This is a genomic window from Sphingobium sp. WTD-1 (genome assembly GCF_030128825.1).
GTDB lineage: Bacteria > Pseudomonadota > Alphaproteobacteria > Sphingomonadales > Sphingomonadaceae > Sphingobium.
The window spans coordinates 4,008,562-4,034,277 of record NZ_CP119127.1 but is presented as its reverse complement, the minus strand read 5'-3'; the positions used below and the strand labels follow the sequence as shown (position 1 = coordinate 4,034,277).

General features: G+C 63.5%; 27 protein-coding genes. 16 read left to right on the top strand and 11 right to left on the bottom strand.

Translation table 11 applies throughout. The features are described from left to right. Positions 1 to 11: 11 nt before the first annotated feature. Positions 12 to 809, bottom strand: a complete 798-nt coding sequence (locus tag N6H05_RS20065) for an enoyl-CoA hydratase-related protein (protein WP_284111368.1) — start codon at positions 807 to 809, stop codon at positions 12 to 14. A gap of 50 nt (positions 810 to 859) precedes the next feature. Then, on the bottom strand, positions 860 to 2,098 hold the full coding sequence (locus N6H05_RS20060; RefSeq protein ID WP_284111367.1) for a cytochrome P450: 1,239 nt from the start codon (positions 2,096 to 2,098) through the stop codon (positions 860 to 862). Between the two features lie 81 nt (positions 2,099 to 2,179). Here N6H05_RS20060 and N6H05_RS20055 point away from each other — a divergent pair, with 81 nt between their 5' ends. After that, entirely contained in the window at positions 2,180 to 2,629 is a 450-nt protein-coding gene (locus N6H05_RS20055) for a nuclear transport factor 2 family protein (RefSeq protein WP_284111366.1), read from the top strand. Beyond that, complete coding sequence (locus N6H05_RS20050) at positions 2,626 to 3,159, top strand: VOC family protein (RefSeq protein ID WP_284111365.1); 534 nt, start codon at positions 2,626 to 2,628, stop codon at positions 3,157 to 3,159. The genes N6H05_RS20055 and N6H05_RS20050 overlap by 4 nt, the downstream gene beginning before the upstream one ends. A 3-nt stretch (positions 3,160 to 3,162) precedes the next feature. Here N6H05_RS20050 and N6H05_RS20045 read toward each other — a convergent pair whose 3' ends face one another. Together N6H05_RS20045 and N6H05_RS20040 are read right to left on the bottom strand one after the other, a co-directional pair. Next, positions 3,163 to 3,669, bottom strand: coding sequence for a MarR family winged helix-turn-helix transcriptional regulator (locus N6H05_RS20045; RefSeq protein ID WP_284111364.1), 507 nt, complete (start codon positions 3,667 to 3,669; stop codon positions 3,163 to 3,165). 84 nt (positions 3,670 to 3,753) lie between these two features. Beyond that, entirely contained in the window at positions 3,754 to 4,560 is an 807-nt protein-coding gene (locus tag N6H05_RS20040) for an SDR family NAD(P)-dependent oxidoreductase (RefSeq protein WP_502958944.1), read from the bottom strand. Positions 4,561 to 4,648: 88 nt separating this feature from the next. On the opposite strand from N6H05_RS20040, the gene N6H05_RS20035 reads away from it, so the two are divergent. From N6H05_RS20035 to N6H05_RS20020, 4 genes are all read left to right on the top strand, one after another. Continuing rightward, positions 4,649 to 5,428 (top strand): SDR family NAD(P)-dependent oxidoreductase, encoded by a 780-nt coding sequence (locus tag N6H05_RS20035; protein WP_284111363.1) that lies wholly within the window; start codon positions 4,649 to 4,651, stop codon positions 5,426 to 5,428. A gap of 173 nt (positions 5,429 to 5,601) precedes the next feature. Beyond that, positions 5,602 to 6,408: an enoyl-CoA hydratase/isomerase family protein gene (locus N6H05_RS20030; RefSeq protein ID WP_284111362.1), complete on the top strand. Its 807-nt coding sequence runs from the start codon at positions 5,602 to 5,604 to the stop codon at positions 6,406 to 6,408. A 37-nt stretch (positions 6,409 to 6,445) separates the two neighbouring features. Continuing rightward, on the top strand, positions 6,446 to 7,195 hold the full coding sequence (locus N6H05_RS20025; protein ID WP_284111361.1) for an SDR family NAD(P)-dependent oxidoreductase: 750 nt from the start codon (positions 6,446 to 6,448) through the stop codon (positions 7,193 to 7,195). 28 nt (positions 7,196 to 7,223) lie between these two features. Beyond that, the gene (locus N6H05_RS20020) at positions 7,224 to 8,657 is read left to right on the top strand and encodes an aromatic ring-hydroxylating dioxygenase subunit alpha (protein ID WP_284111360.1); all 1,434 of its coding nucleotides are present in this window, start codon (positions 7,224 to 7,226) and stop codon (positions 8,655 to 8,657) included. A 54-nt stretch (positions 8,658 to 8,711) separates the two neighbouring features. Here N6H05_RS20020 and N6H05_RS20015 read toward each other — a convergent pair whose 3' ends face one another. After that, entirely contained in the window at positions 8,712 to 9,035 is a 324-nt protein-coding gene (locus N6H05_RS20015; protein ID WP_284111358.1) for a Rieske (2Fe-2S) protein, read from the bottom strand. 166 nt (positions 9,036 to 9,201) lie between these two features. Here N6H05_RS20015 and N6H05_RS20010 point away from each other — a divergent pair, with 166 nt between their 5' ends. Genes N6H05_RS20010 through N6H05_RS19980 form a run of 7 tightly spaced genes read left to right on the top strand, consistent with a single transcriptional unit; the run spans position 9,202 to position 15,874 of the window. Further along, complete coding sequence (locus tag N6H05_RS20010) at positions 9,202 to 10,641, top strand: 3-oxoacyl-[acyl-carrier-protein] synthase III C-terminal domain-containing protein (RefSeq protein ID WP_284111357.1); 1,440 nt, start codon at positions 9,202 to 9,204, stop codon at positions 10,639 to 10,641. A 10-nt stretch (positions 10,642 to 10,651) separates the two neighbouring features. After that, the gene (locus N6H05_RS20005) at positions 10,652 to 11,848 is read left to right on the top strand and encodes an acetyl-CoA acetyltransferase (protein ID WP_284111356.1); all 1,197 of its coding nucleotides are present in this window, start codon (positions 10,652 to 10,654) and stop codon (positions 11,846 to 11,848) included. Beyond that, positions 11,848 to 12,306 (top strand): MaoC family dehydratase, encoded by a 459-nt coding sequence (locus tag N6H05_RS20000; protein ID WP_284111355.1) that lies wholly within the window; start codon positions 11,848 to 11,850, stop codon positions 12,304 to 12,306. Before N6H05_RS20005 ends, N6H05_RS20000 begins: the two co-directional genes overlap by 1 nt. Beyond that, complete coding sequence (locus N6H05_RS19995) at positions 12,303 to 13,196, top strand: HpcH/HpaI aldolase/citrate lyase family protein (RefSeq protein WP_284111354.1); 894 nt, start codon at positions 12,303 to 12,305, stop codon at positions 13,194 to 13,196. The genes N6H05_RS20000 and N6H05_RS19995 overlap by 4 nt, the downstream gene beginning before the upstream one ends. Then, positions 13,189 to 14,346 carry an acyl-CoA dehydrogenase family protein gene (locus tag N6H05_RS19990; protein WP_284111353.1) on the top strand — a complete coding sequence of 386 codons (1,158 nt, stop codon included), beginning with the start codon at positions 13,189 to 13,191 and terminating at the stop codon, positions 14,344 to 14,346. Before N6H05_RS19995 ends, N6H05_RS19990 begins: the two co-directional genes overlap by 8 nt. Positions 14,347 to 14,362: 16 nt before the next feature. Continuing rightward, complete coding sequence (locus N6H05_RS19985) at positions 14,363 to 15,115, top strand: SDR family oxidoreductase (protein WP_284111352.1); 753 nt, start codon at positions 14,363 to 14,365, stop codon at positions 15,113 to 15,115. Positions 15,116 to 15,130: 15 nt separating this feature from the next. Then, positions 15,131 to 15,874 (top strand): DUF4286 family protein, encoded by a 744-nt coding sequence (locus N6H05_RS19980; RefSeq protein ID WP_284111351.1) that lies wholly within the window; start codon positions 15,131 to 15,133, stop codon positions 15,872 to 15,874. 4 nt (positions 15,875 to 15,878) lie between these two features. Here N6H05_RS19980 and N6H05_RS19975 read toward each other — a convergent pair whose 3' ends face one another. From N6H05_RS19975 to N6H05_RS19950, 6 genes are all read right to left on the bottom strand, one after another. Beyond that, positions 15,879 to 16,991 (bottom strand): alkene reductase, encoded by a 1,113-nt coding sequence (locus N6H05_RS19975; protein WP_284111350.1) that lies wholly within the window; start codon positions 16,989 to 16,991, stop codon positions 15,879 to 15,881. Between the two features lie 76 nt (positions 16,992 to 17,067). Then, the gene (locus N6H05_RS19970) at positions 17,068 to 17,967 is read right to left on the bottom strand and encodes an SDR family NAD(P)-dependent oxidoreductase (RefSeq protein WP_284111349.1); all 900 of its coding nucleotides are present in this window, start codon (positions 17,965 to 17,967) and stop codon (positions 17,068 to 17,070) included. Between the two features lie 42 nt (positions 17,968 to 18,009). After that, positions 18,010 to 19,098, bottom strand: coding sequence for a Gfo/Idh/MocA family protein (locus tag N6H05_RS19965; protein ID WP_284111348.1), 1,089 nt, complete (start codon positions 19,096 to 19,098; stop codon positions 18,010 to 18,012). A 113-nt stretch (positions 19,099 to 19,211) separates the two neighbouring features. Then, positions 19,212 to 19,601, bottom strand: coding sequence for a limonene-1,2-epoxide hydrolase family protein (locus N6H05_RS19960; RefSeq protein ID WP_284111347.1), 390 nt, complete (start codon positions 19,599 to 19,601; stop codon positions 19,212 to 19,214). A 30-nt stretch (positions 19,602 to 19,631) separates the two neighbouring features. Further along, positions 19,632 to 20,426, bottom strand: coding sequence for an enoyl-CoA hydratase-related protein (locus tag N6H05_RS19955; protein ID WP_284111346.1), 795 nt, complete (start codon positions 20,424 to 20,426; stop codon positions 19,632 to 19,634). Positions 20,427 to 20,436: 10 nt separating this feature from the next. Next, positions 20,437 to 20,949, bottom strand: a complete 513-nt coding sequence (locus N6H05_RS19950) for a MarR family winged helix-turn-helix transcriptional regulator (protein ID WP_284111345.1) — start codon at positions 20,947 to 20,949, stop codon at positions 20,437 to 20,439. A 148-nt stretch (positions 20,950 to 21,097) separates the two neighbouring features. Here N6H05_RS19950 and N6H05_RS19945 point away from each other — a divergent pair, with 148 nt between their 5' ends. The 3 genes from N6H05_RS19945 to N6H05_RS19935 all read left to right on the top strand — a co-directional run bounded on the left by N6H05_RS19945 (position 21,098) and on the right by N6H05_RS19935 (position 25,665). Continuing rightward, positions 21,098 to 22,057 carry a DUF7064 domain-containing protein gene (locus N6H05_RS19945; protein ID WP_284111344.1) on the top strand — a complete coding sequence of 320 codons (960 nt, stop codon included), beginning with the start codon at positions 21,098 to 21,100 and terminating at the stop codon, positions 22,055 to 22,057. Positions 22,058 to 22,070: 13 nt separating this feature from the next. Further along, positions 22,071 to 22,955, top strand: a complete 885-nt coding sequence (locus N6H05_RS19940; RefSeq protein WP_284111343.1) for an enoyl-CoA hydratase-related protein — start codon at positions 22,071 to 22,073, stop codon at positions 22,953 to 22,955. Positions 22,956 to 23,292: 337 nt separating this feature from the next. Beyond that, positions 23,293 to 25,665, top strand: coding sequence for a TonB-dependent receptor (locus N6H05_RS19935; protein WP_284111342.1), 2,373 nt, complete (start codon positions 23,293 to 23,295; stop codon positions 25,663 to 25,665). Positions 25,666 to 25,716 lie beyond the last annotated feature (51 nt).

Below are 25,716 nucleotides of genomic sequence, written 5' to 3'. Positions count from 1 at the left end.
TTTCCCCCGCTCTATCGGCCGGTGAAATTGGGTCGACGCTTTTCCAGCACGGCATGGACCGCCTCGCCGAAATCGGCGGTGTAGGTCGCCAGCCCTTCATAGGCGACGCCGGCCTCGAACACAGAACTGAAGAGCTGGCGCAGCGCGATATTGGTCACCGACTTGGTGTAGCGGATCGCCGTCTGGGCGCCGCGCGCCAGCTTCTGGGTATAGGTGGCGACGTAAGTGTCCAGCTCTGCGGCGGGGATCGCGAAGGTGATGAGGTTGCAGCGCTCGGCCTCGACCGCGCCGATCGGCTCGCCGGTCAGCAGATAATGTTTCGCCTTGGTGAAGCCGATGAGTTGCGGCCAGATCAGCGCGCCGCCATCCCCCGCGACCAGGCCCAGCTTCACATGTGGGTCGGCGAACCGGGCATGGTCGGCGGCGATCACTATGTCGCACAGCAGCGCGACCGAGGCGCCAAAGCCCATGGCATCGCCATTCACCTTGGCGATCACCGGCTTGGGGCAATCGAGCAGGCCCATGACGATGCGGCGCATCGACTTGGCCTCATGCACGAAGGGCACGCGATTGCCCTGCACCTGCTGTTCCAGCCATTCGAAATCGCCGCCGGCCGAAAAGGCCTTGCCCGCGCCGGTCAGGACGATGACGTCGCTGTCGGGATCGTCGGCCGCGTCGAAGAAGACCCGCGCCATTTCCTCATGCAGGGCATGGCTGACCGCATTCAGCAATTCGGGGCGGTTCATGGTGATGGTCAGCACCCGCCCGTCGCGGGCGAAACTGAGCAGCGAATAATGGTCGAAATTCATGGCGGCTCCTGGCGCGGATCGGGGCTGGGACGATGGTCGTCGTTTCGGGATCAGAACACAATGTGCAGATGATCGAGCGCATGGATCGCGAAATGCGGGATGAACTGCGGTTCGGGATGATCGGGTGACAGGCGCATCGCCGGCAGCCGTTCGAGCAGGCGGCGGATGGCGATGCGCATTTCGCCACGTGCGAGCTGGTTGCCGATGCAGAAATGGATGCCGCGGCCAAAGGCGAGATGATTGCGTCCACCCTTGCGGCCCGGCTCGAAATCGGCTGGGCAGCTCCATTGCGCCGGATCGCGATTGCCCGCGAGATAGCTGAGCATCAGCACGGCGCCCTTGGGAATGTCGACATCGCCGATCCGGCTGTCCTCCAGGGCGACGCGCCACATGTGCGGCACCGGCGAGTGGGAGCGCAGCACTTCCTCGATAAAGCCGGGAATGCGGCTGGGATCGGCCTCGATCGCAGCACGCAGGTCGGGTTTGGTCAGCAGCAGCCACATGGCGGTGGTGATGCCGGTAGTGGTGGTCTCATTGCCTGCGACCAGCAATTGATGGGCGATCGCGATCAGCGCCGGATCGCTGAGCTTCTGGCCATCGACCTCGGCATGGACCAGGCGGCTGAGCAGATTGTCGGTCGGGTTTTCGCGATAGGCGACGGCGCGGGCGTGCAGATAATTCTGCATGTCGATCAGATGTTCGGTGATCTCCAGTTCGCGGTCGGGATCGAGCAGCGGGTTATTGCGCTCCACCGTGACGTCGGACCAGAGCTTGAACCGGTCATAGTCGGCACGGTCGACGCCCAACTGGTCGGCGATGATGTACATCGGCACCTTGATCGCGAATTCGGGCAGCAGATTGGCCCGGCCCTGCGGCAGCATGCCGTCGATCAACTCGTCGACCAGCGCTTCGATATAGGGTTCCAGTTCCTTGACATAGCTGGGGGTGAACGCCTTTTCGACCAGCGCGCGATAGCTGCCATGTTCGGGTGGGTCATTGGTGACCAGCGTGTGCATTTCGGGAAAACCGCGTTCGGCAAAGCGCCGGGCCACTTCCTCGGCCACCAGCGAATCATGGCGGCCGACGACCACCGTGGTCTTGTTGGAATAGAGGTCCGGCCGGGCCGAAATCTGGCCGATATCCTCATAGCGGGTGACAATATACATGTTGGTCAGCGGGTCCAGATAGACCGGCGATTCCGCAAGCAGACGATCGAGGAAGGGAAAGGGGCAGCGCTGGATATCCGGCATGGCAAGGCTGCCCGTCATTTCCTGCTCGATGATTGCCATACCCGCTCTCCTGTGCTTATTATGAAATAAGAAGCTAGCATATCAAATGCTAGCATATATATCAATCGGAGAGGATGGCCGATGCTCGGACCATTGGAAAGACTGTTGGCGATCGAGGACATCAAGCGTCTGAAAGCGCGCTATTTCCGGCTGATGGATGGCAAGGACTGGGTTGGTTTTGCCGAGCTGTTTTCGCACGATGCATCCTTCGACGTGCAGGGCGCGCTGGAGGAAAATCCCGGTCCCTCGCAGGAGCCGATCCGCGGACGCGCGGCGATCGTCGATTATGTCCGCCGCGGCATCAGCCCGATTACCAGCGCCCATTATGGCCATATGCCCGAGATCGACATACTGACCGAGGACAGCGCCACCGGCATATGGGCACTGGCGGACATATTGCGCATGCCCGACGGCGCGCCCTTCGCCCGCTTCCATGGCTATGGCCATTATCATGAACGCTATGTGCGGGAAGAGGGCGCCTGGCGGATCGCGGCGCTGAAGATCACGCGGCTGATGGTGGAGACGGCATGATGACCCTGTTGCGTCACCCGGTGCGTCAGATCGCCTATTTCGTGCCCGATATCGAGGCGGCGGCAATCGCCCATGTCCGGGCCTTTGGATCAGGGCCTTATTATGTCGCCGAGCATATCCCGCTCAGCCTGTGCCGCCATCGTGGGCAGCCGGCCGAACTGGATCATAGTTCGGCCTATGGCCAGTGGGGCGAGGTGATGGTGGAGTTCGTCCAGCAGAATAATCCCGGCCCGTCGGTCTTCCATGATCTTTATCCCGATGGAGGGCAGGGCATGCACCATGTCGCGTTGATCGTCGACGACATGCAGGCGGAAATGACGCGGTTCGAGGCGGCAGGGCATGCCACGGCGCTCTATGCCGAAGTGCAGCCGGGGGCGGGCTTCGCGATGATGGACTGCGTTGCGACGCTGGGCCATTTCGTCGAACTCTATGAGCCGACCCCGGTGCTGCTGGGCGTCTATGATCTGGTGCGGTCCGCCGCGCAGGGCTTCGACGGACGCGACCCCATCCGCAGCTTCAGCCTGGGCTGAGGATCAGTCGGCCACGGCATGGGGCCAGGCGCTGCCGAGCAGCTGGTTGACCTGTTTGAGCAGTTCGGTCAGTTCGGTCGCCTTGTCCTTGCCCAGCTTGTCTTCCAGCATGTCGCTCTGGTCGATGGCGGCGACGCGGAGCGGTTCCCGCAGCCGGCGGCCTTCCTCGGTCAGATGGACCATGACGACGCGGCGGTCGGCGGCGACGCGCTTGCGCTCGACTACGCCGGCGCGCTCCAGCCGGGTCAGGGTCTGGCCGATCGTCGCCTTGCCGATGTCCAGCCGCCGGGCCAGTTCGACCTGCGACAGCGGCGCGTCGAACCAGAGTTCGCCCAGCACATAGGCCTGGGCCGGGGCGATGCCGGTGCCGGTGATGCGCGCCATGTAGTCATTCTGGGTGAAACGCGCGAGCAGTTGCGCCTGATAGGACAGGCTTTCCTTGAACAGGGGGAAGGGGGCTTCCTCTTCGATCGGGCGTGCCGCATCCTGCTTGTCACTTGCCGTTGCCATGTTCTTGTCCCCTGTCCTTATAGTGGCCCCATGTCCCGACGGGGGGCGCCATCTTCCCCGAAACCGCCCCATCGGGTCAAGCAATCAGCTTTGCAGATGCGCCGTCGCCGTGGCAGCGATGGCGCCCAGTTCGCGCAGGCTGGGATTGCGGCGCAGCGTCAGCCCGCCATTCACCTGCAGGTTCTGGCCGGTCATGAAACATTCGTCGGACGCCAGCCAGACGACGGCGGCGGCGATGTCGGCGCGGGTGCCCAGTCGTCCCAGCGGATATTCGCGGGTGAAGGCGTCGACCATTTCGGGATAGTCGAAGGTGGTGCCGGCCATCGGCGTTTCGGTAAGCCCCGGCGAGATGGAATTGGCGCGAATGGCGCGCTCTCCATATTCGTTGGCGACGGTGCGGATGACATGATCGATCCCTGCCTTGGTGCCCATATAGGCGGCGTGATTTTCCAGCATGATGGTGGCGGTGGCGGAGGAAATCTGAATGATCGATCCGCCCGGCGACAGGGTGCGCAGCAGCGCCTGGATGAAGAAGAACGGCCCCTTGAACTGGATCGCCAATATCTTGTCGAGATCGGCTTCGCTCGTGTCATGGGTGGGTTTGAGCAGACCCCAGCCGGTGGCGTTGACGCCGATGTCGAGCCGGCCGAAATGGCTGACGGCAAAGTCGGCGGCGGCATCGACCTGCGCCTGGGACGTGATGTCGACCGTCACCGCCGTACCGTCGATTTCCTGGGCCAGCGCCTGCAGCGCGGCTTCATGGCGGCCGCCGACCACCACCTTGCAGCCTTCGGCCGCTAGCCGCCGGGCGATGTCCTGGCCCATATTATCCTTGCCCGCCGCGCCAAGCACCAGCGCCACCTTGCCCTTCAGCCGCATCATCCGCTCCATCCAATATCTTTTAGGTTAGCATATATACAGTCTGCTAGCATCCTAGTATAGAGGCAAGCCAGTAAAGGCAAACAAGGAGAGGAATCGCATGGCTGGAAAGCTGGAAGGGCGCGTGGCCGTCATCACCGGTGCCGCGCGCGGGCAGGGCGAAGCGACCGCAAGGATTTTCGCGGCCGAGGGTGCGAAGGTGGTGATCGCCGACATGCTGGAAGCCGAAGGGCAGGCCGTGGCGCAGAGCATCGGCGACGCGGCGCTGTTCCATAAGCTGGACGTGTCGGACGAAGGGCAATGGGAGGCGCTGGCCAAGGCCGCGACCGATCGCTTCGGCGCGCCGGACATCCTGATCAACAATGCCGGCATCGTCCATCCCGCATCGCTGAGCGATCTGACCAAGGCGGATTTCGAGCGGGTGCTGCAGATAAACCTGATCGGTGCCTGGCTGGGCATGAAGACGCTGTCGCCGGCGATGATCGCCAAGGGCAAGGGAGCGATCGTCAATATCTGTTCGACCTCGGGCCTGTGGGGCATGAACGGGCTGACCGCCTATTCCGCCAGCAAATGGGCATTGCGCGGCATCAGCAAGACCGCCGCGATGGAACTGGGCCACAAGGGCGTGCGGGTGAACGCGGTCTTCCCCGGCGGCATCAATACCGTGATGGGCAATGTCACCAACGAAGAGGCTTCGGAACTGGCCAAATATTATGTCGGCCAGCCGATCCAGCGCATCGGCGAGCCGGAGGAAGTGGCGCGCACCAGTCTGTTCCTGGCCAGCGATGATGCATCCTATCTGTGCGGCGCCGAGATCGCCGTCGATGGCGGCATGACCCTGGGCGTCTATGCGCCGTTCCTGCCGGGGGCACCGGCCTAACAGGTTAGAGGGGCGGCTGGCACAGGTCGGCCGCCCTGTCGTTTATGATCGCATTATAACCATGTGCTAACATACTATATTGACTTCCACCGCTGCCTCGCTAGCCTGATCGCATTGACCACGAAGATTCCGATGCGCCCCGGCGCAGACCGGAACGGCAAGGAGAGAGGCAGATGGCACCCGATATCGTGGTGGACTGGCCGACGGGCGACATCGCGCTGGTAACGGTGGGCGATGGCGGAGCCGCCAATCATAATGTGACCTGCGCGAGCGTATCGGCGCTTGCCGACACGCTCGACAACGCGATCGAGGACGGCGCGCGGGTGATTGTGCTGGCTTCCTCGGTTGAGGGGCACTGGCTGGAACATGCCTATCTCGACGATATCGTGAACCTGGTCGAGGGGCGCGCTGCGACTGGCGATCCGGCCGGCTGGTTCCGTTGCCTCCAGACGCTCAATCGCGGCAAGGCGGTGACCATCGCAGCGATCAACGGCGATACGTCGGGTGGCGGGTGCGAACTGGGCTGGGCCTGCGACCTGCGCGTGGCGGAGGAGCAGGCACGCTTCAGCCAGCCGGAGGTGATTATCGGTGCCGGCACCGGCATTGGCGGAACGTCGCGGCTCATGCGGCTGATCGGCCGGACGGTGACGGCGGAGGTCGTGCTGACCGGTGGGCAGTTGAGCGCGCAGCGTGTCTATGAACTGGGCGGACTTAACCGGGTGGTGGCCAGGGGGCAGGCGGTCGAGGCAGCGATGGCGCTCGCCCGCAGGATCGCCGCGCTGCCGCCACAATCGGTGGCAGGCATGAAGCAGATGCTGGGCGAGGCCGAGGATCTCAACCAGAGCGACGGCATCGCGAACGACCAGGCGATCAGCCAGACCCTGTTCGCCCATGCCGATAGCCTGGCCAGCATGAAGGCGATCCAGGCCCGCTTCGACGCAGGCGAAAGCATGGATGCGGTCTATTGGACGCAGGCCTGATCAGCCTTTCACACAGACGAATTTCAGGAGAGCGGCGATGGATTTGGGACTGGCAGGGAAGAAGGTGATCCTGGGCGGTGCGACCCGCGGGATCAGCCGGGCAACGGCGCAATTGCTGGCGGCCGAAGGCGCCCAACTGGGCCTTTTCTCGCGCAATGGCGATGCCCTCGACGATCTGAAAGCGGAGCTGGGCGGGACGGTGGTCAAGCGCGAGTTCGTGCTGGAGGAGCGGGACGGCTATAAGGCGATGCTGACCGGCCTGGCCGAGGAACTGGGCGGCTGCGACATCTTCATTCATTCGATCAGCTCGTCGGGCGCGCAGGGATCAATGGACTGGGACGAAAGCTATCGCATCGACATGCTGGGCGCGGTCGACGGCTGCGAGGCGCTGGAACCCTGGCTGGAAAAGTCGGGCGCGGGATCGGTGATCCTGATGTCGAGCACGGCGGCAATCGAGACATTCCTGATGCCGCAGGCGTTCAACGCCATCAAGGCGGCGGTCATCACCTATGGCAAGCAACTGAGCCAGGCCTGGGCGGGGAAGGGCATCCGCATCAACATGGTTTCGCCCGGCCCGATCAGCTATCCGGGTGGCAATTGGGAAGGCGCCAAGGCGTTGATGCCGGACCTGTATAACGGCATCGTCGCGCAAATCCCGATGGGCCGGATGGGCGCGCCGGAGGATGTCGCCAAGGCGGTGGCCTTCCTCGCCAGCCCGGCGGCATCCTACATCACCGGCACCAATATCGTCATCGACGGCGGCTTCACCAAGCGCGTCCAGTTCTGACGCCGGACCGGTCGAGACAGGGAGCAGCATGATGGCGACCAAGGCGCGCTATGCCGAAATCCGGTTCAACGACCGGCCGATCAAGGAGCCGCTGACCGATCCCGAAAGCTTCCTGTTGGAGCCGGGGACGGTGACGGCGGACTATGAGGCCAAGTCGCCCTGGCGGCTGGACCAGCTGCATCCCGATATCGCCGACTATCGCACGGCGCAGACCAGCCGTTTCATCGACCCCGCGGCCAAGGCGCAGGAGGAGGACAAGCTGTGGAACAAGGCCTGGCTGATCGCGGGCGTTGCCAGCGACATTGCGCAGCCGGGTGACTGGTTCCGGTTCGACATCGGTCCGCAGTCGATCATCATCGTCCGGTCCAAGCCGGACGAGGTCAACGCCTTCTACAATGTCTGCAAGCATCGCGGCAATGAACTGGTGCAGGAGGATTTCGGGAACGGCGCCACCTCCTTCACCTGCATCCTGCATAGCTGGCGGTTCAACCTGAAGGGGAAGAATGTCCGCGTTACCGACCGCGAGACGTTCCGCGACGAGGCGCTGTGCCAGAATCTCGACCTGACGCCGGTGCAGGTGCGGGTCTGGGGCGGTCTGGTGTTCGTGAACCTGGATGCCGACCCGGTGCCGTTCGAGGACTATTATGCCGATGTGATGCCGATGCTCGCCTCCTATCGGATGGACGAGATGTTCGTCGTCAAGGATCTGAGCGTCGAGGTGCCGGCCAACTGGAAGACCATGTATTCGGTCTTCAACGAGAATTATCATGCGCATGCCACGCATCCGCAGATCAAACCCTATGTCGACGATTATTTCATCCAATATGATTTCTATCGTCATGGCCATAATCGCAACCTGTTCCCGGTGGCGGCGGTCAGCCCGCGCTGGCCGGACGGGCGCTTCATCAACATGGGCCTGGCCTATATGATGCAGGAAGCCGGGGTGAAGACATCCGGCTTCAAGGGCGACGCGCGCCATGTGCGCCGCGCGATCCAGGCGGCAAAGCGCCAGCCGGACAATGCCTATGGTCTCGATTTCGCCGGCTTTACCGACAATCAGCTGACCGATGACTGGAACCCGTCGATCTTCCCCAATGTGACGATGAACATGCATCCCGAAGGGGTGCTGATCCAGCGCTTCCGCCCCCATCCGACCGATCCAGAGCGCGGTTATCACGACGTGATCGTCCTGTCGGCTCGGCTGGTCGAGGGGCGTCGTCCCCCCGCCTATATGGGGGTGGAGGAGGATGTCGACGTGTCCGGCACGGTTCGCCCGGCGCGGCGGCGGACGACCCATGAAAATCCGCAGGGCGGCGAGGTGCTGGAACAGGATATCGCCAATATGGTGACGCTCCAGCGTGGCATGCATTCGCGAGGGCTGAACGGCACGATCGTCTTTTCCGAGCAGGAACGGCGCATCCAGCACTTCCTGGCAGAGTTGGACCGCTATCTGAACGCCTGACGCCTGACGCCTGACGCCGGATGATGGGGCGCGGCCATCGCCGCGCCCGTTTTTTCAGAGGTCGATCTCCAGTTCATCGCCGACGATCCGGGTCGGGTAGAGGGTAAGGCTGTTCGGCGTCATCTGTGGCGAGAGCGAGCAGCCATCATCCAGGCTGAACCGCGCGCCATGGTGCGGGCACAGGATGAAATTGCCGCGCACCCGCGCACCATCGAGCGAGAGAAGCTGGTGCGGGCATATCTCGTCCATGGCGCGAATGCCGACGATGCTGCGGCACAACAGGACGCGGCGACCATCCAGATCGATGACGCGCGTGCCGTTTTCGGGAACGAGAGACAGGGGAATGCGGGGCACGGGTGGTTCCTCTCCATCGCTCATGCGCTGTCTCCTCGGTGAGATCATACGCATGAAGATAAGTCACTTGCATAAAATACTCTAGCATACTAAATCCGATTCAGGGACTCCGGCAAGGGGAAACTGATCCGCACGCCGATGGGCGCGCGATAGAGCACAGGGGGCGAAGAGCCCCGAACGGGTGAGGTGCATGACGGATTTCGGCATTGCGCGCTTTGGCGCCTATATTCCCCGCCTTCGGCTGGATCGTACGGCGATCGCCGCCGCCCATGGCTGGATGGCGCCGGGCCTGAAGGGGCAAGCCAAGGGCAGCCGCGCCTTCACCAGTTGGGATGAGGATGCGATCACCATGGGGGTGGAGGCCGCGCGCGATGCGCTCGGCGCGCAGGATGGCTCGGCCGTGCGGGCAGTCCGGCTGGCATCGACCAGCCTGCCCTATGCCGATCTGCAAAATGCGGCGATCGTCGCGCGGGCTATTGGCGCCGCGTCGGACGTCGCGACATCCGACGCGGCGGGATCGCAGCGGGCCGGTACTTCGGCGCTGCTTCAGGCGCTCAAGGGCAGCGAGCCGAGCCTAGTGATCGGATCGGACAATCCCTTCGGCAAGCCGGCGAGCGTGCAGGAAATCAGCTTTGGCGCGGGCGCCGCCGCCTTTGTCGTGTCGGACCAGGATGTCGCCGCGCGGCTGGTCGGTTCGGCCAGCGTCAACGACGTCTTCGTCGACCATTTCCGGTCGGCCGATGCCGATAGCGACTATGGTTGGGAAGAACGGTGGGTGCGCGACGAGGGCTATGCCCGGATCGTGCCGGCCGCCGTCAAGGCCGCCCTGGCCGACGCCCAGCTGGCGATCGGCGACATCCAGCATTTCGTCATGCCCTCCTATCTCAAGGGCGCGGCGGACGCGGTCGCGAAGAAGTTGAAGTTCGAGGGCGCGGTCGCTGGGGGGCTGGAGGATGGCGTCGGCTATGCCGGCGCGGCGCACGCGCTGCTGATGCTGGCGGCGACGCTGGAGAAGGCGCAGCCAGGCGAGCGCATCCTGCTGGTCGGCTTTGGCCAGGGTGCCGATGTGCTGATCTTCCAGGCGACTGATGCGATCCTGGCGGCGCGCCCGGCGCGGGGCGTGGCCGGATCGATCGCTGACGCGCTGCCGACCGACAGTTATATGCGCATGCTGTCCTTCGCCGGCGGGATCGAGGCGGAATGGGGCATGCGATCGGAAAAGAACGCAAAGACCGCGCTGACCGAACAATATCGGTCCGCCGGCCAGATGGAAGGGTTCAATGCCGGGCGCTGCGGCAGTTGCGACACGGTCCAGTTCCCGCAGCTGCAATATTGCGTGCGCTGCCAGGCGCCGAGCGAGCAGTTCAGCCCTGTGCCGTTGCGTGATGAGCAGGCCGAGGTGCTGACCTCCACGGCGGATTATCTGTCCTACCATCCCTCGCCGCCGCTCTGGGTCGGCTTCGTGCGCTTCGACAGCGGCGCCCGCGTGCTGATGGAGATGGTCGATATCGGCAAGGACGGCATCGATACCGGCGCGAAGCTGCGCATGGTCTACCGGATCAAGGAGAAGGACCGGCAGCGCGGCTATAACCGATATTTCTGGAAATCCACGCCGATCACGGCGGCTTGAGGAGCGCGACATGGCAACGGGTATCAAGGACAAGGTCGCCATCCTGGGCATGGGCTGTTCCAAGTTCGGCGAGCGCTGGGACGCGGGATCGCCCGAACTGATGAAGGAGGCGTTCGAGGAAGCGCTGGCCGATGCCGGGATCGAGCGGAAGGATATCGGTGCCGCCTGGTTCGGCTGTTGGGGCGACGGCATCAATGTCGGCAACAGCTCCATCCCGGCCGCCATGGCGCTGCGGCTGGAGGGCATTCCGGTGAGCCGGGTCGAGAATATGTGCGCGACCGGGACAGAGGCGCTGCGCGGCGCGACCTATGCGGTGGCGTCGGGTGCGGTCGACATCGCGCTGGCCATCGGCGCGGAGAAGCTGAAGGACACCGGCTTTGGCGGCCTGCCGCCGCCATTCAAGGGCACGTTCAACGACCTGTGGATGCCGATGGGGTCGGCGCCGGCCGGCTTTGCCCAGCTCGCCCCCTATTATCGCTCCAAATATGGCACCTCGAAAGAGGATCTGAAGCGGGCAATCAGCCATGTGTCGTGGAAGAGCCACCAGAATGGCGTTCACAGCCCCAAGGCGCATTTCCAGAAGGCGGTGTCGATGGACACCATCATGAATGCGCCGATGATTTCCGATCCGCTCGGACTGTTCGACTGTTCGGGGGTATCTGACGGGTCGGCCTGCGCCATCGTCACCACCCCGGAGATTGCCCGCGCGCTGGGCAAGAAGGATCTGGTCACGATCAAGGCGCTGCAACTGGCGACCAGTTCGGGGCGTGAAACCCAGACCAACGACTGGGACGGCAGCTATGTCGCGACCACGCGCGTCGCCGCCGCCCGCGCCTATGAGGAAGCGGGGATCAACGATCCCAAGAGCCAGGTCTCGTTGAGCGAGGTGCATGACTGTTTCTCCATCACCGAACTGGTGACGATGGAGGATCTGGGCTTTTCCGACGATGGCCGCGCGGTGTTCGATATTCTCGATGGCCGCTACGATCGGGCCGGGGCGATGCCCTGCCAGATCGATGGCGGGCTAAAATGTTTCGGCCATCCGATCGGCGCGTCGGGCCTGCGCATGGCCTATGAAATCTACAACCAGCTGCTCGGCCGGGCCGGCGAGCGCCAGCTCGCCAGCCCGTCGATCGGCGTGACGCACAATCTGGGCGGTGTTCCCTATCAGGGGATCGCGGCCATCTCTGTCCTGGGACTTGCCTGATGCCTGGTATCTGGTTCGATGAACTCGAAATCGGGATGGTGTTCAACCATCCCATCCGCCGTACCCTGACCGAAACCGATAATCTGCTGATGTCGACGCTGACGCATAATCCCGCGCAGCTGCACATCGACGCCGAATATATGAAGACGACGCCCTATGGCCGTCCGTTGATGAATTCGGCCTTCACCTTGGGGCTGATGGTCGGCATCTCGATCGGTGATACGACGCTGGGCACGGCGGTCGCCAATCTGGGCTGGGACGAGGTGCGCTTCCCCAATCCGCTGTTCGCGGGCGACACCATCCATGTCGTGACCGAGGTGATCGAGCTGCGGGAGTCCAAGTCGCGGCCCGACCAGGGCATCGTCACCTTCCTGCACAAGGCCTATAACCAGAAGGACGAACTGGTCGCCCAGTGCAAGCGATCGGGATTGCAGCTCAAGAAACCGGTGACGGCATGAGCCTGCCCATTCGGTCCTTCCTGTTCATCCCCGGCGACAGCGAGAAAAAGCTGGCCAAGGTGGACGGCATCGCGGCGGATGCCTTCATCCTCGATCTGGAGGATGCCGTCGCCGCCGCCCGCAAGCCGGCGGCGCGGGCAATGGTCCCGGCCTTCCTCGCGGACCGGCCACGGGCAGCGCGCAAGTCCCAGCTTTGGGTGCGGGTCAATCCGCTCGATACGCCCTGGACGCTGGAGGATCTGGCCGCGATCGTTCCGGCCGCGCCCGACGGCATCATGCTGCCCAAGGTCAACGGGCCGCAGGATGTGGCGCAGGTCAGCCATTATCTGAACGCGCTGGAAGTGGCGTCGGGCATCGCGCCGGGCTCGATCCGCATCCTGCCGGTTGCGACCGAGACGGCGGCCGCGCCCTTCCATCTGGGGGATTATGCGGTCGCGAAGCTGGAACGGCTCTATGGTCTGACCTGGGGGGCGGAGGATCTGAGTTCCGCCATTGGCGCCAGCGGCAATACCGACGCCAGCGGCGAATGGACCCACACCTACAAGATGGTGCGCTCGCTCTGCCTGCTGGGCGCGCATGCGGCCGGCGGCGAGGCGGTCGATACGCTCTATGTCGATTTCCGCGATCCCGATGGCTTGCGCGCGTCCTGCAAGGCGGCGCGGGCAGAGGGCTTTTCCGGGCGTGTGGCGATCCACCCGGCCCAGGTCGACATCATCAACGAGAGTTTCTCGCCCTCGGCCGAGGAAGTGGATTTCGCCCGCCGGGTGGTCGATCTGTTCGCCGCCAGTCCCGATGCGGGCACATTGGCCCTGGATGGCAAGATGCTGGACATCCCGCACCTCAAACAGGCGCAGCGCACGCTGGCGATGCACGAGGCGCGTCATGGCTGAGGGCAAGGACGCGCGCGGCATCTTTTCGCCCGAGCATGAACAGTTCCGCGAGACGGTCGCCCGTTTCGTCGACGAGGAACTGGTGCCGGGCCATCCGCAATGGGAAAAGGACGAATGCGTCCCCCGCGACATCTGGCGGCGGGCGGGCGAGGTCGGCATATTATGCCCGAACATTCCCGAAGAATATGGCGGCTTCGGCGCCGACTGGCTCTATAACGTCGTCGTCATCGAGGAACTGGCGAAGAAGGGGATCACCGGCCCCGGCTTCATGGTCCATTCCGAAATGGTCGCCCCTTATATCCTGTCGGCCGGCACCGAGGAACTGAAGCAGCAGGTGCTGCCGAAGATGGTGTCGGGCGAACTGATCGGCGCGCTGGGGCTGACCGAGCCGGGCGCCGGGTCCGACGTCAAGGAAATCCGCACCCGCGCGGTGCGCGATGGCGAAGACTATGTGCTCAACGGGCAGAAGGTTTATATCTCCAACGGCCAGTTGTGCGACATCATGGTCTGCGCGTCCAAGACCGACCCGGCGGCCGGTGCCAAGGGCGTCAGCCTGATCGCGGTGGACGCGCGCCAGCCTGGCTTCAAGCGCGGCCGTAATCTGGAGAAGATCGGCCTCAAGGCGCAGGATACGTCCGAGATATTCCTGGAGGATGTGCGCGCACCGGCCTGGCACCTGCTCGGCCGAGAAGGCGGGGGCTTCGGCATCATGATGGGCAAGCTGGCGCAGGAGCGGCTGACCCAGGCGATCCGCAGCATCTGCGTTGCCGAAGCGGCGATCGGATGGACGGTCGACTATACCGCCGAACGCAAGATGTTCGGCCAGACGCTCGCCGATTTCCAGAATACCCAATTCGTGCTGGCGGAATTGTCGGCCGAGGTGATGGCGGCGCGGGTCTTTACCGACTGGTGCATCCAGCGCTTCATGGCCGGAGAACTGAGCGGCGTTGACGCGGCCAAGGTCAAGCTTGTTGTCACCAACCTGCATGTGAAGGTGGTCGACCAGTGCCTGCAATTTTTCGGCGGCTATGGGTATATGACCGAATATCCGATCGCCCGCGCCTATGTCGACGCCCGCATCGTCCGCATCGCCGGCGGTGCGGCGGAGGTGATGAAGCAGATTATCGGGCGCGACCTGTTCAAGAAATGACCGGCGGGAGAGGGCGATGGGCAGGCTGGATGGCAAGGTTGCGCTGGTAACGGGCGCATCGCGCGGCATCGGCCGGGCCATCGCGCTGCGGCTGGCGGCCGATGGCGCGCGCGTGGGCGTGCATTATGCGACAGCGCGGGATGCAGCGGCAGCCGTGCGGGCGGAGATCGAGGCGGCCGGCGGCGAGGCTTTCCTGCTGCGGGCTGATCTGTCCGCGCTGACGGGGATCGAAGGTCTGGTCGATGACCTGCGCATTGCGCTGGATGGCCGGCTACTCGACATCCTGGTCAACAATGCCGGGATCGGCGCGAGCGGGACGATCGCGGACACGGACGAAGCCGGTTTCGACGCGCTGTTCGCGCTCGATGTGAAGGCGCCCTTCTTCCTGACCCAGCAGCTATTGCCTTTGCTGGCGGATGGCGGACGGATCATCAACATATCGTCGGTCGTATCGATGGCGGCCTATCCCACGACGATCGCCTATGCTGCGGCCAAGGCGGCGCTCAATTCGATGACGGTGTCGCTGGCGGTCGGGCTGGGACCGCGCGGGATCAGCGTCAATGCGGTGGCGCCCGGCGCGACGGCGACCGATTTCCTCGGCCCGATGCTGGACGATCCGGCGGTGGTCGGCATGCTGGAAAAGGCCAGCGTCTTTGGCCGGCTGGGCCAGCCGGGCGATATCGCCGGTCTGGTGGCCTTCCTCGCCGGCCCGGAGGCAGGCTGGGTGACCGGCCAGCTGATTGCAGCGAGCGGTGGCATGCATCTCTGAAAGGAAGCGCGGAGCATGGACGATCTGCTGATCGTATTGTCGAACCCGCGGGACGGGCGGCATGCCGAATTCAACGACTGGTACAGCCATATCCATGTCCGCGACGTCATGCGCTTGCCCGGATCGTCGGCGGTCCAGCGGCTGCGGCGGGTCGAGGTGGCGGGCGTCGAGACGGACCCGTCATTCGACTATCTCGCCGTCTATGAATGCCAGGATATTGAGCAACTGAGCGCCGGCCATGGCGCCGTGTTCACGCCGATGATGCTGATCAGCGACAGTTTCGACTTCGCCATGCGCGAGGCCTATTATACGCCCCATGTCCACCGGCAGGTGGCAGGCGCGGCGATCCATGAAGGCGACTATGTGATTGAACGGATCGGCGCTGCTGCCGGGCCGGAACTCGTCGCCTGGTATGATGCGATGCGGATGCCGGCGCTGATGGCCTTGCCGGGCGTCGTGTCAGGGACGTTCGCGTCGGTGGCTGCGCACCAGATGCTGGCGCCGCATGCCGATTCCCATCATGTCGGCCTGTATCGGACCCAGGATCTGGCCGCGACGATGGCCGGATGGAGCGAGGCCCCGGCCCTGCCGGCGGAGATCAGCCTGCGACTTGCCTGCTACACGCCGCTGATCCCGCGCTGGACCGCCGGCGATGTCGTCCACCCCTCGATCGAAGGCCGGCTGGCCGAGGCGCGGGCGCGTGTCGCGCTGGGCGATCGGGTGCATGCTGGCTTTCCCCCGGAACTGCACCTGTCCTGACCGGTCAGCCGGGCTGGAAGACTGGATAGTCGGTATAGCCCTTTTCCTCACCGACATAGGCATAGTCGAAATTGGCGCTGGCCAGCGGTCGACCGTCGCGGAAGCGCGTCACCAGATCGGGATTGGCGATATAGGGGCGGCCAAAGGAGATCGCGTCCGCTTGTCCACCGGCGATATAGGCGGCGGCGCTGTCTGCATCGAAGCTGCCATTCTGGATGATCGTACCGCCGAACACGGCTCGCAGCCGGTCCATGACGGGATAATCGGGCTTTTCCATGAAGCCCGACGCGATTGGTTCGATCAGGTGGATATAGGCGAGGCCATGATCTTTTGCGAGCGCGCCGATCGCTTCGGTTAGCGCGCCGGGATTGTCGTCGCCCATGCCCTTACGCTCGCTGGTCGGGCTGACGCGCAGGCCGACGCGACCGGGCGGAACTGCGGCAATGACCGCCGCGATGATCTCCTTGAGCAGCCGGATACGGTTGATGACGCTGCCGCCATAGCCGTCCTGCCGCCGGTTGGTCTTGGACTGCAGGAACTGGTCGATGATATAGCCGTTCGCGCCATGGATCTCGACGCCGTCGAAGCCGGCTGCGACAGCGTTGTGAGCCGCGCGGCCATAGGCAGCCACGACCTGGTCGATATCGGCCTGGGTCATTTCACGCGGCACGACATAGGGCTTCATTGGCAGGAAACCGCCCTGATACTCCTCCGTCGGGGGCGCCATCGTTTCGCCCTCGCCGGCGATCGGCGAAGGGCCGATCGGCAGATCACCCCCCAGATAATCGGGCAGGACAAGCCGGCCCATATGCCAGAGCTGGCAATAGATGCGCCCGCCCGCCGCATGGACGCTGTCCGTGACGCCGCGCCAGCCATCGACCATCGCATCCGTCCAGATGCCGGGCGCGCGATACCATCCCATGCCGAGCGGATCGACGGCGGTTGCCTCCGACACGATCAGGCCGGCGTCCGCGCGCTGGGCATAATAGATGCCCTGGAGTGCGGTTGGGACATGATGTGCGTCGGCACGGGCGCGGGTCAGCGGCGCCATGACGATCCGATTGGGACAGTCGAGCGTGCCGATGGTGATGGGATTGAACAGGGCGTCGATGGGCATGGTGGCAGGTCTCAGCAAGGGAAAGGACGGGGCGGGCAGGGGGAGAGGCCCTCCCGCCCCGAACCGGACGGGACGATCAGGGATCGAGCCATTCGCCCGGATTGATGCCGGCATTGGACCGGGCGAATTTCAGGATCTTGGCGACGCGCTCGCCCAGCACGGTCGGGTCTTTTGATGCTTCGCAGCTCGGACCATGCTGCCAGCTTTCCGCGACGGTGATGCCATAGCCCCAGACCTCGAACACGCGGCCGCTGACATAGCTGGCTTCGGGGCTGGCGAGCCAGGCGACGAAGCCGGCAATCCACTCGGGATCGCGCCGTTCCAACTGTTCGGGCGTCCATTCGCGCAGGCCCGCGGTCATGCGGGTTTCGGCGCGGGGCGCGATGGCGTTGACGGTCACGCCGATGCGGCCGAGTTCGCGCGCGGCGACCTGGCTGAAGCTGGCGATGCCGCCCTTGGCCGCGGCATAGTTGGCCTGGCCGATATTGGCGTAGAGCGCCGAATGCGAGGTCGTGTTGATCACGCGCGCGTCGGGCTGGCGGCCGGCCTTGCTTTCCATGCGCCAGTAATTGGCGGCATGGTGGGTCGGCGCGAACGTGCCCTTGAGGTGCACCTTCACGACGATGTCCCATTCCTCCTCGGTCATGTTGACCAGCATGCGATCACGCAGGATGCCGGCATTGTTGACCAGAATGTCGAGGCGGCCGAACGTGTCGATCGCCTGCTGCACCATCTCGCTGGCGTTGGACCAGTTGGATACGTCGCCGCCGTTGACGACGGCCTCGCCGCCCTTGGCCTTGATCTCGGCGACCACTTCCTGCGCCGGCGACAGGTCGGCGCCGCCGCCGGCCGCATCGCCCCCCAGATCATTGACGACGACCCTGGCGCCCTGTTCGGCCAGTTTCAGCGCATAGGTGCGGCCGACGCCGCGGCCTGCGCCGGTGACGATGGCGACTCTCCCCTCAAGCAAACTCATCTTTCATACCTCGCTCTTGCAAAATGGTGGTTGGACCGGCCCCTAGAGGGTGACGCGGCTGCCGCTGGCGGCGGATCGCTCGATCGCGTCGATAAGGCGGTGACGCTTCACCGCATGGTCGAAGGTCGGGCAGGTACTGGTGCCGTTGCGCAGATCGTTGGCGAGCCGGGCATAGGCCTGGGCGACATTCTGGGCGAAGGGCGGGACGTCGGGCGTCCATTGATAGTCGGCCGGGATGGCGAGGGGGCCAAGCGCCTGGTCCTCGCCGCGCGCGCCCATCAGGGTGAGCGGGAACATCTGGGCATGGCCGGCATCGGCGGTGGCGACGATATCGCCTTCAGTCCCGTTGATCTCCCAGCGGAAATTGGTGCCGCGCGAAAAGCCGCCGCGATAATGGACAGTGGCCACCGCGCCGCCCTCCAGCACACCCGATATTACGACCTGATCCTCCGCCGTCATCGGCATCTGCCTGCCCTCGGGCACCAGGGTGAAGCTGGTGCGGCGATTGGCGAGCGTGGCGGAGAGTTCGGTAAATTCGCCCAGGCACATCGCCACCGCATCAATGGTGTGGCCAAAGGGAATGGTCAGAAGGGTCGCGCCATTGGCCTTGTCGGCGGTATAGGCGTTGGGCTGGTCGATGAACGCGCCCCAGTTCATGCCCGATCCGACCAGCGTGGTGGACAGGACGTCGCCGACATAGCCATCGGCAATCAGGTCGCGGACATAGTTGAAGCTGGGGGCGGAGCAGGCCTGGAGGCCGACCGCACCGACGACACCCTTCGCCCTGGCGAGGGACGCGAGTTGCTCCGCTTCGGCCAAGCCGTTGCCCAGTGGCCATTCGCAATAGACATGCTTGCCTGCTGCGATCGCGGCGCTGGCCAGCTCCAGATGATGCGGCACCTTCACCGCAACGACGACCAGATCGACGTTCGGATCGTTCACCAGTGCCTGATGATTATCATAGGCCTTCGCCACGCCAAATTCGGCTGCGGCGGCATCCGCGCTTTCCTGCCGCGTCGTGCTGAGCGCGCGGATGTCATAGTCCGGCAGGGCCTGCAGCGCGGGAATATGCGAGAGTGCAGCCCAGCTGCGGCCGGGCGCTACGCCTATGATACCGACGCCGATCGTCATGCTGTCCACCTCTCCCAATATAGTCCGCTATGTTCTGATTAGCATGCATACTATATTGTTCGGAAGCGTACTGCAAGGTTTCTCGTCACACCAATCGTCGGGGCGAAGGGAGGTCAGACCTGGTTGAGGGTCGCCATCGCCGCCTGGAACTGGGCCGAATCGAAATAGTCGCGCCAATGGGTGATCAGGCCTTCGCGCAACTGGAAGATGCCCATGACCGGCATTTCCAGCCATTGGCCGGCCAGCAGAAAGCGGTCCAGTCGCTCGGTCAGGACCAGGCCGTCGGCGCCCTGGGCGATGTGCCGGACCTGCCAGTCTATCTCGGCGGCGTCGGCGACGAACAGGGACAGGCCCTCGCGGATCGCGGCATGGCCGACCAGCGGCGCCCAGGGGATATTATGATAGACGCAGTCGGGCGCCATCGCCGCGAGCAGGCCGTCGAGGTCGCGGCGGTTCCACAGGTCGATGAAGGCCAGGACTCGATCCTGATTGGTGGTGGACATGCTTGTCTCTCCCTTGGGGTTTGTGGTGCCCTAGCGACCGCTCCAACGCGGTGTGCGGCGCTCGACAAAAGCGCGCTTGCCTTCCACGCCGTCGGCGCTGTCCATCACGGTCTGGCCAAGCGGGTGATTGGCGATATCGAGTGCGGCGGCGAGATCGGGCAGGTCGAAGCTGGCATAGGCCGCCTGTTTCGAGCAGCGAATGGCGAGCGGGGCGCAGGCGACGATCTGCGCGGCCCAACTTCGTGCGCTGTTGATCAACTGGTCGGGCCTGACAATTTCGCTGACAAGGCCGATGGCATGGGCTTCGGCGGCGTGGACGGTGCGGCCGGTCAGGATGATGTCCATCGCCCGCTTCATCCCCACTGCGCGCGGCAGGCGCTGGATGCCGCCGCCCAGCGCCGCCCAGCCGACCCTGGGTTCGGGTAGGGCGAAGCTGGCGGTGTCGGCGGCGATGATGAAATCGCAGGCTAGCGCCAGCTCAAATCCGCCGCCAAAGGCCATGCCGTTGACCGCCGCGATCACCGGCAGCGGATAGTCGGTACGGCCATTGAAACCGGCAAAGCCGGTCGGCGCCAGTTCCATGACGCCGGTTTCCAGATTGTCCTTGAGGTCGTATCCCGCGCAGAAGGCGCGGTCGCCCGCGCCGGTGACGATGACGACGCGCACGTCGGGCAGCGTCGGCAGGCGGTCGAACACGGCGGCCAGTTCATGATGCGCTGCGGGATGCAGCGCGTTCATGCGGTCGCTGCGGTCCAGGGTCAGGATGGCGATGCCGTCCGCGATCGTCAGCGCATGAAAATCGCAGCGCTCTTCCTTCATGGTCATGATCGTCTGTTCACTGTTCCTGGAGCATCTGGCGGATGTTCAATTTGACCTGCGCCAGCGTTTCTTCGGTGATGCGCTGATGCTCGGCCGGGACGCCAGCAAGGATGGACTTGTTGAGCTTGTTGCCGACCTTCTGCATCTCGGCGATGACCTCGAAGCCCTTGGCAGTGATGAACACCCGGCGCGCGCGGCGATCGTCGACATCCAGTCGGCGTTCGACCAGGCCGGCCGCTTCCAGCCGGTCGATCAGGCCGCCGATCGTCACCTTGCCGACGTCCATATGCCGCGACAGATCGACCTGCATCATGCCGTCGCGGCCGACCCGCGACAGGGTTGCCAGCACCGACCATTGCGATCGGGTGACACCGCGAGAGCGCATCACCTCGTCGAACAGGGTGCGGCGCATGCGCGAGACGTCATGGACCAGAAAACCGAAGCGGAACGGCTTGACGACAGGGCGTGGCGCATCACTTTCGGGATTGTCCTGCGCCTTGTTCTTGGGTGCTTTCTGCCGTGAAGCCATGGCCGGTTTGTCCCTGAATATGCGATCTGTCTGGCATGATAGTACGCATGATACCATCCTAATGGGCGGATGGGTTGCAAATTTATAATATGCTATCATACTAAATTGCAAAGGCCGATGCGATCGAGCCACAGCCAGGAGAGCGCGCATGCTGTTGCACGAGGATTATCCCCATACGGTGCCGACTCGTGCCTGGCTGCGCTGGAAGGAGAATTATTTCTGGGTCTTCATGGACCCCGATCGCGACCTGTGCTGCCTGGCCCATTGCACCGCCGAGCCGACCTATGATCGCGCCTTTGCGTCCTTCACCGTCCTCCACAAGGGGCAGACGATCGTGAGCGGCAAGGAAGTGGCGATGCCGTCGCCCTTCGAGCACCAGAAGCAGCTCCATTATGGCGGGCTGACCCTCGACTTTCTCAAGCCCCAGACGGAGTTTCGGGTGGCGTTCGAGGACGACAATCTTTCCGCTGTGCTGCATTTCACCCGGCGCATGCACCTGTTCGATTTCCAGGCCTGTGCCGACGTCAATCCGGACTGGTTTTCGATCTCGGAAAATACCGCGTTCGAGCGCAACAGCTTTCGCCATCAGGGCCAGTGCATGAACGCGACCGGCCAGATCGATTTCAAGGCGGGTGATTGGGCGGGGACGTCGATCGCCGTCGATGGATCGGGCTATCGCGACCATAGCTGGGGCATGCGCAACGATCAGATGACGCTGGACCATGTCTGGGCCTTCTTCAACTTCCCGTCCATGGGCTTCCACCTGATGCAGGTGCGCAACGTCATCCGGCCGGAGAACAGGACGGCGGAAGGCTATATCGCCCGGCCCGAGGGCAATGAGGTGATCAAGGTGCTCACGATCGAGCATGTCGGGCAGGGCCCCGAGGGCATGCCGGACACCGTGATTTTCCGCGCGACGACATTGGGCGGGGAGCGGTTCACGCTGGTCGCCGATGTCGGCAATTCCTTTGCCCGCCTGCCGCTGCATTCACAGAAGCCGGGCGCCAAAGTCTATCTCAATGTCGAGAATATGTGCCGGGTGCGGTGTGAGGAGACGGGGGAGGAGGGGCTCGCCAATGTCGAAATCGGCGCGCTGATGGATGCATGACGGGGGCGGGGTGATGAACGCCGTACCGGAGCATTTCCGGCTCGACCTGCGCGACCATGTGGCGACGATCCTGTTCGACCGTCCCGACCGGCTGAATGCCTTCACCCGGTCGATGGCGCGGGATCTGGTGGCGCTGTTCGACCGGATCGATGTGGATGACGATATTCGCGTGGTCATCATTACGGGGGCGGGGCGGGCGTTCTGTGCGGGCGCGGACCTGTCGGCGGCTGGCTCATCCTTGTCCACGCGGCAGCCCGACGCAGGCGAGGTCGACTGGTCGGGCCCTGAAAATCGCGATTTTGGCGGTCTGATCAGCTTGCGGATCTATGATTGCCTGAAACCCGTCATCGTCGCCTTCAACGGGTCGGCGGCGGGCATGGGCGTCACCATGGCGCTGGCGGCCGATTTCCGGCTGGCGGCGCAGGACGCGAAATTCGCGCTGCCCTTCACCCGTCGTGGCATCGTGCCCGAGTCGGCCTCAAGCTGGTTCCTGCCGCGCATCGTAGGCTTGCCCACGGCGCTGGAATGGATGCTGACCGGGGCGACCTTTCCGGCGTCGGAGGCATTGGCCAAGGGGCTGGTGCGATCGCTTCATCCCGTCGACGAACTGATTCCTGCCGCGCGGGCACTGGCCGCCACGATCAGCGCCAATGCGGCGCCGGTGTCGGTCGCGCTGACCCGGCAGATGCTGTGGCAATCCATGGGCATGCTCCATCCGATGGAAGCGCACAGGATTGAAAGCCGGGGGATTCATGCGCGCGCCCGTGCTGGCGACATGGCCGAAGGGGTCGACAGCTTTCTCGCCAAGCGGATGCCCGATTTCCCCGACCGGGTGTCACGTGACATGCCCGATTTCTTTCCCTGGTCGCAGCCCGTCCATTTCTGCGATCCCGCCTGACTGCGACATTTGCGTCACGCCAACGATGCATTGACCCGAGGCAATGAGATTTGCGGCTTTGCCCATTGACCGGGAAGAGGTTTGCTTTATAAGTGCGCATGCATACGATATAAGAGCGTTCGATACTGAATAAGCCTAAGTCGCATTTCGGGGCCGCATTGGATGCTCGAATGAGACGAGGGACATTTTCCAGAATGATTCTGGAACGTCGAAAATCCGGAATGCGGAAAAAACATAATCGCATTTCTGAATATATGTCGAAAATTGAGGGAGGATGATGATGTCTGGAGCATCCATTAATTCTGTGCGCCGTTCTGTGCCGCTGCGGAGCAGGCTGATGCGGGGGGGCGCGGCAATCGCCGGCGTGATGGCGTTTGCGCCGTCCGCACTGGCGCAGGTGGAAGCCGCAGCCCCCCAGGCGCAACCGCAGGAAACTTACCAGCTTCAGGACATCGTCGTCACCGCGCAGAAGCGCGCGCAGAATGTGCAGGATACGCCGCTTTCGGTCACCGCCGTATCGGGTGAAGCGCTGGTATCGCAGGGCATCACCAACGTCCAGGAACTCAGCCGCGTCGACCCCGCGTTGCAGATCGGTATGGCGACCGGCACGGTGACGACCTTCATCCGCGGCATCGGCAATCCGGTCACGACATCGGGCAATGAGGCGAGCGTCCCGGTCTATATCGACGACGTCTATTTCGTGCGCGCGTCGGCGCCCTTTTTCGATCTGGTCAGCGTCGACCGGGTGGAAGTGCTCAAGGGGCCGCAGGGTACATTGTTCGGCCGTAATGCCTCGGGTGGCGTGATCTCCATCTATACCAAGGACCCGAGCCAGAACGCAGAAATGGAAGCCCGGATGGGCTATGCCAATTACGAGACGATGGATCTGAAATTCTATGGCAACATGCCGATCACCGATCGGCTGGCGGCCAATTTTGCGTTCAGCTGGCACAATCAGGATCAGGGTTGGGGCCGGAACAAGAAACTGGTCGACCAGCTCGACACGTCCAAGGGCTATCAGCCGGGCGGCGACGATTATTGGAAGGGCCACAGCGTCAGCCTGCGCGGCAAGATATTGTGGGAACCGACCGATACCACGGCGATCAAGCTGATCGGCTATTATCAGAATAGCTGGAGCCAGATCGGCATCTATTCCCGGCCTTTCCCAGGGACCGTCGGCGGCTCGCCCGATCCGGCCCATAATGGCGCCGGCGCCATTCCCAATGCACCGGTTCCTTCTCAGGTCTTGCCGCCGCTCGACTTCTACGATGTGTCGCTGGCCGAAGAACAATATGATCAGTCGGAAGGCTGGGGTGTGTCGGCGCGCATCGACCAGGAATTGGGCAATTTTGCCGACTTCGTCAGCATCAGCGCCTATCGCAAGAATAAGGAACTCTATCATTCATCGGGCAACTATTCGGATTATGACTGGCTGGTCTATGATCTGAACATCGTCGACAAGCAGTTCTCCCAGGAATTCCAGCTCAAGTCCAAGGCGGCGAGCAAGATAAACTGGATCCTGGGTGCCTATTATCTCAACGCGGACGGTGGCTTCAACCCGACCATCATCGGTGGTCCCGGTCAGAATGCCAATGGCATCGACTATATCCGGATACTCGGTCAGCAGAAGGTCAAATCCTATGCCGGCTTTGGACAGGTGACCGTGCCGCTGGGCGAGATGACGAATATCACCGGCGGCCTGCGCTACACGGTCGACAAGGTTGCGGGCCACGGTTCTACCGATGTGCATTTCTTCCCAGGCGTGTTCGGGCCGGACCCGTTCGTGCTGCGGGCGCAGCAGTTCGACGAGAATAATGACTTCGGCGGACCGCTGGGTATCAGCATCGTGGATGGTGACAATCCCAACGCCAGTCGCACCTTCAAGAAATGGACCTACAAGGGAACCGTCGATCACAAGTTCACTGACGACATCATGGCCTATGCGACCTATAGCCGGGGCTACAAGGCAGGCACTTTCAATACCTTACCGCTGGATCAGAAGGCGTTGCAGCCGGAAGTGGTGGACACTTATGAGGTCGGCCTGAAGACCGAATTGTTCGACCGCCGGGTCCGCCTGAACATTGCCGGTTTCTGGAACGACCTGTCGAACCCGCAGATCCTGGCCCAGCGTAACGGCCTGGTGTTCCTGAAGAATGCCGGCTCCGCCCGGACCAAGGGCGTCGAGTTCGATGCGACGGCGGTGGTCGCGCAGGGGCTGACGCTGCGCCTGGGTGGCACCTATCTCGATGCCAAATATCGCGACTTTGGCGATGTCGATGGCGATGGCGGGCTGGATTGCGCATCCTATGTCTATTCGCCGACGGCGCCGGGCAATCTGGACCAGATCAACATCAACTGCAGCGGGCATCGCATGCCCTATGCGTCGAAGTGGAAGTTCAGCGGCGGCTTTACCTATAATACCGAAATCAACGGTTTTGGCGAAGTCAACCTGGACATGAACGGCAACTGGTCGAGCAATTTCAATTGGGACGCCGACAATCTGATCAAGGAGCGGGCGCGCTTCATTCTGGATGGGGCGATCGGCGTGACGCCGGAGAGCTGGGATAACGTCCAGCTCCGCTTCTGGATGAAGAACATCACCAACCGGAAATATAACATCAACTATTATGCCCAGGCGTCGGGCTCTGCCTTCTCGTCTGCGCCGGGTGCGCCGCGCACCTATGGTGGTGAACTTGTCTTCAAGTTCTGACGCCGGACGATCGGGATAAAAGGGGGAAGGGAGCGACCAGACAATGGTCGC

What these genes read in the sequence shown, in the direction of transcription:
- N6H05_RS19975 (WP_284111350.1), bottom strand. Translation starts at nt 16,991, where the DNA reads ATGCCCATCGACGCCCTGTTCAATCCCATCACCATCGGCACGCTCGAC.
- N6H05_RS20035 (WP_284111363.1), top strand. Translation starts at nt 4,649, where the DNA reads ATGGCTGGAAAGCTGGAAGGGCGCGTGGCCGTCATCACCGGTGCCGCG.
- N6H05_RS19940 (WP_284111343.1), top strand. Translation starts at nt 22,071, where the DNA reads ATGAACGCCGTACCGGAGCATTTCCGGCTCGACCTGCGCGACCATGTG.
- N6H05_RS20020 (WP_284111360.1), top strand. Translation starts at nt 7,224, where the DNA reads ATGATGGCGACCAAGGCGCGCTATGCCGAAATCCGGTTCAACGACCGG.
- N6H05_RS19945 (WP_284111344.1), top strand. Translation starts at nt 21,098, where the DNA reads ATGCTGTTGCACGAGGATTATCCCCATACGGTGCCGACTCGTGCCTGG.
- N6H05_RS20050 (WP_284111365.1), top strand. Translation starts at nt 2,626, where the DNA reads ATGATGACCCTGTTGCGTCACCCGGTGCGTCAGATCGCCTATTTCGTG.
- N6H05_RS20045 (WP_284111364.1), bottom strand. Translation starts at nt 3,669, where the DNA reads ATGGCAACGGCAAGTGACAAGCAGGATGCGGCACGCCCGATCGAAGAG.
- N6H05_RS20055 (WP_284111366.1), top strand. Translation starts at nt 2,180, where the DNA reads ATGCTCGGACCATTGGAAAGACTGTTGGCGATCGAGGACATCAAGCGT.
- N6H05_RS19970 (WP_284111349.1), bottom strand. Translation starts at nt 17,967, where the DNA reads ATGAGTTTGCTTGAGGGGAGAGTCGCCATCGTCACCGGCGCAGGCCGC.
- N6H05_RS20065 (WP_284111368.1), bottom strand. Translation starts at nt 809, where the DNA reads ATGAATTTCGACCATTATTCGCTGCTCAGTTTCGCCCGCGACGGGCGG.
- N6H05_RS20010 (WP_284111357.1), top strand. Translation starts at nt 9,202, where the DNA reads ATGACGGATTTCGGCATTGCGCGCTTTGGCGCCTATATTCCCCGCCTT.
- N6H05_RS19965 (WP_284111348.1), bottom strand. Translation starts at nt 19,098, where the DNA reads ATGACGATCGGCGTCGGTATCATAGGCGTAGCGCCCGGCCGCAGCTGG.
- N6H05_RS19995 (WP_284111354.1), top strand. Translation starts at nt 12,303, where the DNA reads ATGAGCCTGCCCATTCGGTCCTTCCTGTTCATCCCCGGCGACAGCGAG.
- N6H05_RS19985 (WP_284111352.1), top strand. Translation starts at nt 14,363, where the DNA reads ATGGGCAGGCTGGATGGCAAGGTTGCGCTGGTAACGGGCGCATCGCGC.
- N6H05_RS20030 (WP_284111362.1), top strand. Translation starts at nt 5,602, where the DNA reads ATGGCACCCGATATCGTGGTGGACTGGCCGACGGGCGACATCGCGCTG.
- N6H05_RS20025 (WP_284111361.1), top strand. Translation starts at nt 6,446, where the DNA reads ATGGATTTGGGACTGGCAGGGAAGAAGGTGATCCTGGGCGGTGCGACC.
- N6H05_RS20060 (WP_284111367.1), bottom strand. Translation starts at nt 2,098, where the DNA reads ATGGCAATCATCGAGCAGGAAATGACGGGCAGCCTTGCCATGCCGGAT.
- N6H05_RS19955 (WP_284111346.1), bottom strand. Translation starts at nt 20,426, where the DNA reads ATGACCATGAAGGAAGAGCGCTGCGATTTTCATGCGCTGACGATCGCG.
- N6H05_RS19980 (WP_284111351.1), top strand. Translation starts at nt 15,131, where the DNA reads ATGGACGATCTGCTGATCGTATTGTCGAACCCGCGGGACGGGCGGCAT.
- N6H05_RS20005 (WP_284111356.1), top strand. Translation starts at nt 10,652, where the DNA reads ATGGCAACGGGTATCAAGGACAAGGTCGCCATCCTGGGCATGGGCTGT.
- N6H05_RS20015 (WP_284111358.1), bottom strand. Translation starts at nt 9,035, where the DNA reads ATGAGCGATGGAGAGGAACCACCCGTGCCCCGCATTCCCCTGTCTCTC.
- N6H05_RS20040 (WP_502958944.1), bottom strand. Translation starts at nt 4,560, where the DNA reads ATGGAGCGGATGATGCGGCTGAAGGGCAAGGTGGCGCTGGTGCTTGGC.
- N6H05_RS19990 (WP_284111353.1), top strand. Translation starts at nt 13,189, where the DNA reads ATGGCTGAGGGCAAGGACGCGCGCGGCATCTTTTCGCCCGAGCATGAA.
- N6H05_RS19960 (WP_284111347.1), bottom strand. Translation starts at nt 19,601, where the DNA reads ATGTCCACCACCAATCAGGATCGAGTCCTGGCCTTCATCGACCTGTGG.
- N6H05_RS20000 (WP_284111355.1), top strand. Translation starts at nt 11,848, where the DNA reads ATGCCTGGTATCTGGTTCGATGAACTCGAAATCGGGATGGTGTTCAAC.
- N6H05_RS19950 (WP_284111345.1), bottom strand. Translation starts at nt 20,949, where the DNA reads ATGGCTTCACGGCAGAAAGCACCCAAGAACAAGGCGCAGGACAATCCC.
- N6H05_RS19935 (WP_284111342.1), top strand. Translation starts at nt 23,293, where the DNA reads ATGCGGGGGGGCGCGGCAATCGCCGGCGTGATGGCGTTTGCGCCGTCC.